The sequence below is a fragment of the Streptomyces sp. NPDC032940 genome (assembly GCF_040636935.1).
Taxonomy (GTDB): domain Bacteria; phylum Actinomycetota; class Actinomycetes; order Streptomycetales; family Streptomycetaceae; genus Streptomyces.
Genome location: NZ_JBEZVJ010000088.1, coordinates 1 through 1,461 on the forward strand (window position 1 = coordinate 1; position 1,461 = coordinate 1,461).

The following is a 1,461-nucleotide window of genomic DNA, read 5'->3' on the forward strand; positions in this document are numbered from 1 at the left end:
CTGAAGACCGACATGGGTGTGGCGTGGCACCGGTTCCTGGCGTTCCCGAACATCTGGTTCAAGCGGGATGCGAAGGGCGGTACGGCGCTGGGTGCGCTGCTGCCGATGACGTCGGGCGGCAAGCCGATCGACTTCACCGATCCCGGTGACGACGACGTGTTCGGTGTCTCCCAGGTCGAGCAGTTCTCGTGGAAGGGTCTGCTGGACTTCTCCACCTGCACCGAGTGCGGGCGTTGCCAGTCGCAGTGCCCGGCGTGGAACACGGGCAAGCCGCTCTCGCCGAAGCTCCTGATCATGTCGCTGCGCGACCACGCGCACGCCAAGGCCCCCTACCTGCTGGCCGGCGGCGGCAAGACCATGGAAGGCGAGGAGAGGGCGTCCGCCGAGCAGCTCGCCGGTGTCCCGGCCGCAGCCCTCGCGGAGGCCGAGCGCCCGCTGATCGGCACCCTCGAGGAGAACGGCGTCATCGACCCGGACGTGCTGTGGTCGTGCACCACCTGCGGCGCGTGTGTCGAGCAGTGCCCGGTGGACATCGAGCACGTCGACCACATCGTCGACATGCGCCGCTACCAGGTGATGATCGAGTCCGCGTTCCCGTCCGAGGCGGGCACGATGCTCAAGAACCTGGAGAAGAAGGGCAACCCCTGGGGCCTGGCGAAGAAGCAGCGCCTGGAATGGCTCAAGGAGCTGGACTTCGAGGTCCCGGTCGTCGGCAAGGACATCGAGGACCTCACCGAGGTCGAGTACCTGTACTGGGTCGGCTGCGCCGGCGCCCTGGAGGACCGCGCGAAGAAGACCACCAAGGCCTTCGCCGAACTCCTGCACATCGCGGGCGTGAAGTTCGCCATCATGGGCGGCGACGAGAAGTGCACCGGTGACTCCGCCCGCCGCCTGGGCAACGAGCCCCTCTTCCAGGAACTGGGCATGGAGAACGTCATGTCCCTCAACGCCGCCTTCGGCGAGGAGACGGACGAGGACGGCAAGGTCACCGAGGAGTCCCGCAAGCCCAGGTCGGCGAAGAAGATCGTCGCGACCTGCCCGCACTGCCTCAACACCCTCGGCAACGAATACCCGCAGCTCGGCGGCGACTACGAAGTCATCCACCACACCCAGCTGCTCCAGCACCTGGTCGACGAGGGCAAGCTGGTCCCGGTCACCCCGGTCGAGGGCATCATCACCTACCACGACCCCTGCTACCTGGGCCGCCACAACAAGATCTACACCCCGCCCCGCGAGATCATCGCCGCCGTCCCGGGCGTCCGCAACGAGGAGATGCACCGCCACAAGGAACGCGGCTTCTGCTGCGGCGCCGGCGGCGCCCGCATGTGGATGGAAGAACGGATCGGCAAGCGCATCAACAACGAACGCGTCGACGAAGCCCTCTCCCTCAACCCCGACATCGTCTCCACCGCCTGCCCCTTCTGCCTCGTCATGCTCACCGACTCCGTCAACGGCAAGAAG

The 1,461-nt window shown here is 66.9% G+C and carries 1 protein-coding gene; it reads left to right on the forward strand.

Going from position 1 to position 1,461, the window contains the following annotated elements; genetic code table 11:
- Positions 1-1,461, forward strand: a 1,461-nt coding sequence (locus tag AB0E77_RS34205; protein WP_361578925.1) for a (Fe-S)-binding protein, incomplete at both ends; no start/stop codon positions are given.